A 7,081-nucleotide genomic window follows, 5' to 3' on the forward strand; every position below is an offset into this window, starting at 1 on the left:
CGATCGACCAGCCTATTGACCGCCGCCGAACCGGCGCACCAACGCCGTCCTGTCGACCTTGCCGATGCCGCGTCGCGGCAGCGCGTCAACGATGTGCAGCTCGCGCGGCGCAGCGGTGACATCGAGCGTGCGGGTCACATGGGCCCGCAACGCGTCCAGCGTCGGTGGTTGGCACCCGTCGCGCACCACAACCGCCGCGACCACCCGCTGCCCCAGCCGGTCGTCGACCACACCGAAAACCGCGCAGTCATCGACGGCGGGGTGGGTGCACAGCGCGGCCTCGACCGGCTGGGGCAGCACGGTCAACCCGCCGGTGCTGACCGCGTCGTCGGCGCGGCCCAGCACCGTCAGCACGCCCGCCTCGCCCGTGCAGTCAATGGCGCCCAGGTCGTCGGTATAAAACCAGCCCGGTTCGGCGAACGGGTCGGGATCGACCGGGTTGCGGTAGCCCTTGGCCAGCGTCGCGCCACCGATGACGATGCGCCCGTCATCCACCCGCAGCAGGACCCCGTCCAGCGGGACACCGTCGTACACGCAGCCTCCCGCGGTCTCGCTCATCCCGTACGTGCGGACCACCGCGATGCCCGCCGCCGCTGCGGCGTCCAGGATCGGGCGCGGAGCCGGTCCGCCACCGAGGAGTACCGCGTCGAGTTCGGCGAGCGCGGCGGCGGCCGCCGGGTCGGTGAGCGCTTTGGCCAGCTGGGCGGCAACCAGTGAGGTGTATCGCCGGCCTGAGCTCAAACGCCTGACCGCGCCGGGCAGTCGGGTGATGTCGAACCCCCTGGATGCATTAGTGACGTCCAGCTCGGCAGGTACCGAGCCGGCGAGCACGCTGCGCACCAGCACCTGCAGGCCGGCGATGTGATACGGCGGCAAAGCCAGCAGCCAGCTTCCCGGTCCGCCGAGACGGGCGTGGGTGGCCGACGCGCTGGCGGTCAGGGCGGCGGCGGTCAGCAAGGCTCCCTTGGGTGTACCGGTGGTGCCCGACGTCGTCACCACCAGGGCCACATCGTCGTCTATCTCGGAGCCCACCCGCAGAGCGCGCAACTCGGATTCGCGATCGCGGTCGGCCGGCACCGCGACCAGCGCGGGATCGCGGCCGTCCAGCACCCGTTCCAGCGCGGGCATCAGGACCGCGGCGGCGGAGCCCGATGGCACGCTGAGCGCGCGCAGGACCGCTATGCGTGGTCCTCGGCCTCGTGGGGCTCGTCGAACGGCCAGCCCTGGGCAGCCAACCGCACCCGCACCCGTTCGACGTCCTCGGGTGACGGCAACTCGTCGGTGAGCTGGGTTATCAGCACGCCGATGTCGACATCGTCGAACTCGCCGCGCCGCACCAGCTCATTGGCCACGGCTAAGGCTTCGTCGTTGCTCAACCGGCGGGTCAGCAACGCGAGCACGGCGAAGGTGTCGGTCGGCGGGATGCCCTCCGGATATCCCGCGCGCAGCCACGAGACGATCGAACTGAGAAATCCGTTCACGCTGCTACAACTCCCCCCGGCGTTCGGCTCGGCAACTCGGTGGGCAACGATTCGATCCTACTTGGGCTTTGCTCCCAGGAAAGGGTGGCTTGTCTGGTGCGCGATGAAGTCGCGGGAGATGTACAGCAGAGCGAACGCGATCACCGCAATGACCAACGCGTAGATCGCCACGGCGATCGCCACCAGTACCGGATTCTTGTGCGGTGTGCCGCCGTCGCTGTTGACGTGTCCAGTCCCGACGGCCTGGAACCGGAGTCCAAGTGCGAACAGCGCCGGCAGTGCGGCACCGGCCAGCATGCTGAAGAGCAGGATCTTCAGTGAGGCCTGGTAGTTGAACCAGTCGCTGAAGTGGCTCATCAGGCGTTCCCCGCGATCATGGTGTCGTCATCGGAGCCGGATCGAGACGCGCCTACCTTCGGACCACCGGGCGGCGGTTGATGTTCTTCCTCGAGACCGGCGGTGAGGCTGCCTTCCCATTCGGCGTTGACGTTCTTGTGGTCGACCTTGACCCTCCGCGACCGGATGTAGATGAGGGTAGAGACCGCGACCAGCAGCCCGAAGCCGATGATGGCGCCGGGGTATCCGCCGATGAGGTGGACGATCCAGTAGGTGATCGCCCCGACCAACCCGGCCAACGGAAGCGTTACCAGCCACGCGACCCCCATCCGGCCGGCCACGCCCCAGCGCACCTCGCCGCCGGGCTTGCCCAGCCCGCTGCCCAGCACCGAGCCGGTGCAGACCTGCGTGGTCGACAGCGCGTAGCCGAAGTGGGTGGACAGCAGGATGACTGCGGCCGAGGACGATTCGGCGGCCATGCCTTGCGGCGACTTGATCTCGACCAGCCCCTTGCCCAGGGTGCGGATGATCCGCCAGCCGCCCAGGTAGGTGCCCGCCGCCATCGACAGGGCGCAACCGACGATGACCCACAGCGGCGGCGCGGCGGCGCTCTTGCTGATCGACCCGTAGGACATCAGGGCCAGGAAGATGATGCCCATCGTCTTCTGTGCGTCGCCGGTGCCGTGCGCCAGGGAGACCAGCGAGGCCGAACCCCACTGGCCGTACCGGAAGCCGGCCTCGGTGCGCTGGGTGGGAATGCCGCGGGTGATGCGGTAGACCAGCCAGGTCGCTATCGCCCCGACGGCGATGGCCAGGATCGCGGCGATGACGGCCGGGATGAGCACCTTGGACACCAGGCCCTTCCAGATCACCCCGTGCGCGCCGGCGGCGGCGATCGTCGCGCCGACGATGCCGCCGATCAGTGCGTGCGAGGAACTCGAGGGGATGCCGAGGAGCCAGGTCAGCAGGTTCCAGACGATGCCGCCGACCAGGCCGGCGAACACCAGTTCCAGCGTGACGATGTGCCCGTCGATCAAACCTTTGGCGATGGTGGCCGCGACGGCGGTGGACATGAATGCGCCCGCCAGGTTGAGCACCGCGGACAGCGCGACGGCCGCCTTCGGCGCCAGCGCACCGCTGGCGATGGAGGTCGCCATCGCATTGCCGGTGTCGTGGAAGCCGTTGGTGAAATCGAAAGCGAGTGCCGTGATTACGACAATGATCAAGAGGAACAAATCGATGTTCACAGCGCCTGATTCTCGTAGTTGGGGGATGAAATTGTCGAATGCAGAGGCAGCCGAAACGCAGGTGTACCTCGACTTGTCGTTAGATGTTAGCTTCTCGTTAACCAGCGGTTCCCTGGCGGTCGCCTCGGGTGTCGCGGCGCAGCGGGTGATCCCCCGGCACCTCGACGAAAATCAGCGTGATTCCGTCCGGATCGGTCACGTGCATCTCGTGCAGTCCCCATGGTTCGCGGCGCGCCTCGCGGGTGATCGACACTCCCCGGCCCCTCAGCTCGTCCTGGGTTGCCGCAATGTCCCGGACCTGCAGCCACAGCGCACCGGGGAAGGGTCCCCGGGAGTGGTCCGGTGAGCCGAAGCCGGCCAGCTCCAACAAAGACTGGCCCGCGAAAAACACTGTGCCCGCGCCGTATTCACGGGCTATCGCCAGGCCGATCTGGTCGCGGTAGAAGCTCAACGACCGCCGATAGTCCGCCGGCCGGAGCAGCATCCGGCTGGCCAGGATCTCCATAGCGTCGTGTCTATCACGTCTCTAGCGCGTCCACGTCTCTAATTTGTCCTTGTGCATCGGCCGCGAAGCGTTGGCACGCCGGGGCCGGCGAGGTCGTCGCATGCGGCGGCCCGGCCGGTCATGGCGAGCAGCAGCGAGAGCAGCGGGCCCTCGACGGCTTGCGCATCAGGGTCGCCCTGTCCCTGCTGCCAGTCATGGTCGGTGGCATGCAGGGCCAGCCCGGCGATGCGGTTCTTGGAGCCGATGAGCATGTTGGAGCCCTTGTAGAAGTCGATCACCTGACGAACCGCGCCCGGCGCGTAGGTGTGCGGGATGCCCAGCGGACGGCGCACATCGGCGCCGTGCACCACCACCTCACCCAGCCAGGAGGCTTTCGGCCCCGGCGGTGCAGAGGTGGAATTCTGCAGTCCCCGGAATTCCGCCAGGGTGGCGGCCGGATCGGCGCCGCGGTGCCTCGCGATCTGGCCGTTGGCGAACTTGCCGAAGTTGAACCCGGCCTTGGCCATCCCGAGAAAGAACGTGGCCGGGTTTAGCGATGCGGTCGCCGACAGGTGCGCGACTATGTCGCGGACCGTCCAGTCCGTGCACAGCGACGGCGTATCCCACTGCGCCGGCGTCAGGTCGGCGAGGTCGCTGGCGAGCGCGCCGCGCTCGGCTGCAATCGTGGCCCAGAGATCAGACACAGTTAACTTTCGTGGTTGGGCTGGATGTTCTGCCGCTGCATCAGCGTGTTTACCCAACGGGGGCCGACGATGTCGAGCGCCTTGGCTGCGATCGCCATCCGCGGCGCGATCCGCACCGGGCGGGTGCGGGCCGCGGTGACCATCCACTCGGCGGCCTCTTCCGACGTCAGTGCCGGCACTCCCTCGTAGGCCTTCGTCGGTGCGATCATCGGCGTGGCCACCAGCGGGTAGTACAGCGTCGTCGAGTGCACGCCTCTTTGGCCCCACTCGGTTTCGATGACCCGGCTCACCGTCGACAGTGCGGCCTTCGACGCGTTGTAGACCGCGAACAGCGGCGACGCCTCCGACAGCACACCCCAGGTCGAGACGTTGATGATGTGGCCGTCGCCGCGCTCGAGCATCCCGGGTGCGAGCCCGCGGACCAGCCGCAGCGGCGCGTAGTAGTTGAGCACCATGGTCCGCTCGACGTCGTGCCAGCGTTCCAGCGACTCGGCCAGCGGCCGGCGGATGGACCGGCCGGCGTTGTTGATCAGGATGTCGACGCCGCCGATGCGCTTTTCGACGTCGGCGACCAATGCGTCGACGGCGGCCATGTCGGAAACGTCGCAGGGGATCGATATCGCGGATCCGCCCGCCGTGCTGATCCGATCGGCCAGCGCGTCCAGCAGATCCTGGCGGCGGGCGACGACGATGACCGTGGCGCCGTGGCGGGCCAACTGCTCGGCACCGGCCTCGCCGATGCCCGACGATGCTCCGGTGAGCAGGATCCGCTTGCCGTCGAGGTCGACGGGTTTGATTAAGGGCCGGTTGACCAGCACTTGCGGCGAAATCGGCGGTCGCATGGTCGCCAGCGCGATCTGATCGGTGAACCGGCGAAGCGGACTCTTGCGCACAGGTGGGGAGTGTAGGCGGGCCGCTGATCCCCTCAGAAGTAGCGGGGGAAGCGACTCCAGTCCGGGGCGCGCTTTTGCAGGAACGCATCGCGGCCTTCGACGGCCTCGTCGGTCATGTACGCCAGCCGGGTGGCTTCACCGGCGAACAGCTGCTGACCCACCAGCCCGTCGTCGAGCAGGTTGAAGGCGAACTTCAGCATCCGCTGCGCCTGAGGAGATTTGGCGTTGATCTCGGCCGCCCATTCCAGGCCGGCCCGCTCTAGCTCGGCGTGCTCGACGACCTCGTTGACTGCGCCCATGTGGTGCATCTGCTCGGCGGTGTAGGTACGGCCGAGGAAGAAGATCTCGCGGGCGAACTTCTGGCCCACCTGCCGCGCCAGGTATGCGCTGCCGTAGCCGCCGTCGAAGCTGCCCACGTCCGCGTCGGTCTGCTTGAAGCGGGCGTGCTCGCGGCTGGCCAGGGTCAGATCGCAGACCACGTGCAGGCTGTGCCCGCCGCCGGCGGCCCACCCGTTGACCAGGCAGATGACCACCTTGGGCATGAACCGGATCAGCCGCTGCACCTCGAGGATGTGCAGGCGGCCGGCGCGGGCGACGTCTACAGAGTCCGCGGTATCTCCGGATGCGTATTGATAGCCGGAGCGGCCGCGGATGCGCTGATCGCCTCCCGAGCAAAACGCCCAGCCGCCGTCTTTTGGCGACGGCCCGTTGCCGGTCAGCAGCACCACGCCCACATCGGGGGACATCCGGGCGTGGTCGAGCGCCCGGTACAGCTCGTCGACGGTGTGCGGGCGAAACGCATTGCGCACCTCGGGCCGATCAAACGCCACCCGAACTGTGGCATCTTCGACATGCCGGTGGTAGGTGATGTCGGTCAGATCGCCGAACCCGTCGACCGGTCGCCAGGCCTGCGCATCAAATGGGTTGTCAATCAATGATTTTGAACTCCTATACCTGATCCAGGCGGAACACTGCGCAGAGGCCGGCCAGAGCCTCGAACTCGTCGGGGCGGCCCTCGGTGACGAGTCCGGCTCGCTTCATGAAGCCGACGCCGGTGGGCACCTCGGTTGGGAATGCACGCAAAAACGGCCGGGCATCCTCGGCGGACAACTCCACCATTTGCACCCGCCGGGCGCGGCGGCCGCGCGTTAGCGTCACCTGTCCGGCGGCGCGCACGTTGGCCACCCAGTCGGCGCCGGGAAATCCGGCGACGACGTACTGATTGCCGTCGACCGTCATCGGTGTCACCGGCGTCGACCGGTCACGTCCGGACTTTCGCCCTTTCACCGTCAACACGACTGGGCTCTCGCCGCCGAAACTCAGGCCCAGCCGCGACATCTGGATGACGACCTTGTTCGCCGGCTTCAGCCACCACGGCGGCTTGACCGTTTTGTCGCTGCCCATGGCAGCGACGCTACCTGGCGTGCTGGAAGGGCTCGGTGCCGTGGGGTTGCGTGCCAGCCCCGGGCGCGCTGACGGCGTCGAGTCGCGCGCGAGCTTCCGCGCTCAGGGCGACGCTGCCCGCGGCGACGTTCTCTTCGAGGTGCGCAATCGACCGGGTGCCCGGAATCAACAGGGTGTTCGGCGCGTGGGCCAGCAGCCAGGCCAGCCCGACCTGGGCCGGCGTGGCGCCGAGTTCGGCGGCGATCTCACGCACCACCGCGTTGTCGGCGACGCTCGGGAAGCCGGCGAAGGCCGATCCGAGCGGGAAGAACGGCACCCAGGCGATGCCCTCGCCCACACAGAAGTCGAGCATCTCTTCCTGGCTGCGGTCGAGCACGCTGTAGGCGTTCTGCACGCAGACGATTCCCGCCGGCAGCGCCCGCTGCAGCACTTCGAGTGCCACGTTGCTGACGCCGATCGCGCCGATCTTGCCCTCGTCACGCAGCGCGATCATCTCGGCCAGCTGGTCGTCGAGGTCGACAACCTGGTCGCC

The 7,081-nt window shown here is 68.0% G+C and carries 10 protein-coding genes; all 10 read right to left on the reverse strand.

Features of this window, described 5'->3' with window-relative positions; all coding sequences use genetic code 11:
* Window positions 1-12: 12 nt before the first annotated feature.
* A complete protein-coding gene (gene menE, locus ACLP4W_RS02955; protein WP_442383989.1) occupies window positions 13-1,110 on the reverse strand; it encodes an o-succinylbenzoate--CoA ligase in 1,098 nt (365 codons plus the stop codon).
* Between the two features lie 68 nt (window positions 1,111-1,178).
* On the reverse strand, window positions 1,179-1,481 hold the full coding sequence (locus ACLP4W_RS02960; protein WP_442383961.1) for a DUF3349 domain-containing protein: 303 nt from the start codon (window positions 1,479-1,481) through the stop codon (window positions 1,179-1,181).
* Between the two features lie 57 nt (window positions 1,482-1,538).
* Entirely contained in the window at window positions 1,539-1,838 is a 300-nt protein-coding gene (locus ACLP4W_RS02965; RefSeq protein ID WP_442383963.1) for a hypothetical protein, read from the reverse strand.
* Window positions 1,838-3,064, reverse strand: a complete 1,227-nt coding sequence (locus ACLP4W_RS02970) for an anion permease (RefSeq protein ID WP_442383965.1) — start codon at window positions 3,062-3,064, stop codon at window positions 1,838-1,840. Before ACLP4W_RS02970 ends, ACLP4W_RS02965 begins: the two co-directional genes overlap by 1 nt.
* A 97-nt stretch (window positions 3,065-3,161) precedes the next feature.
* Window positions 3,162-3,569, reverse strand: coding sequence for a VOC family protein (locus ACLP4W_RS02975; RefSeq protein WP_442383967.1), 408 nt, complete (start codon window positions 3,567-3,569; stop codon window positions 3,162-3,164).
* A gap of 38 nt (window positions 3,570-3,607) precedes the next feature.
* The gene (locus ACLP4W_RS02980; RefSeq protein WP_442383969.1) at window positions 3,608-4,252 is read right to left on the reverse strand and encodes a maleylpyruvate isomerase family mycothiol-dependent enzyme; all 645 of its coding nucleotides are present in this window, start codon (window positions 4,250-4,252) and stop codon (window positions 3,608-3,610) included.
* A gap of 2 nt (window positions 4,253-4,254) precedes the next feature.
* A complete protein-coding gene (locus ACLP4W_RS02985) occupies window positions 4,255-5,145 on the reverse strand; it encodes an SDR family oxidoreductase (RefSeq protein ID WP_442383971.1) in 891 nt (296 codons plus the stop codon).
* Window positions 5,146-5,177: 32 nt separating this feature from the next.
* Entirely contained in the window at window positions 5,178-6,080 is a 903-nt protein-coding gene (locus ACLP4W_RS02990) for a 1,4-dihydroxy-2-naphthoyl-CoA synthase (protein ID WP_442383973.1), read from the reverse strand.
* Between the two features lie 13 nt (window positions 6,081-6,093).
* Complete coding sequence (locus ACLP4W_RS02995; RefSeq protein ID WP_442383975.1) at window positions 6,094-6,549, reverse strand: nitroreductase family deazaflavin-dependent oxidoreductase; 456 nt, start codon at window positions 6,547-6,549, stop codon at window positions 6,094-6,096.
* 10 nt (window positions 6,550-6,559) lie between these two features.
* The coding region (locus ACLP4W_RS03000; RefSeq protein ID WP_442383977.1) for an aldo/keto reductase at window positions 6,560-7,081 on the reverse strand (522 nt) is incomplete at its 5' end.

Source organism: Mycobacterium sp. (genome assembly GCF_052145595.1).
Classification (GTDB): Bacteria; Actinomycetota; Actinomycetes; order Mycobacteriales; family Mycobacteriaceae; genus Mycobacterium.

Coding starts and splice junctions, on each gene's coding strand:
- ACLP4W_RS02965 (WP_442383963.1), bottom strand. CDS start 1,838: ATGAGCCACTTCAGCGACTGGTTCAACTACCAGGCCTCACTGAAGATC.
- ACLP4W_RS02975 (WP_442383967.1), bottom strand. CDS start 3,569: ATGGAGATCCTGGCCAGCCGGATGCTGCTCCGGCCGGCGGACTATCGG.
- ACLP4W_RS02995 (WP_442383975.1), bottom strand. CDS start 6,549: ATGGGCAGCGACAAAACGGTCAAGCCGCCGTGGTGGCTGAAGCCGGCG.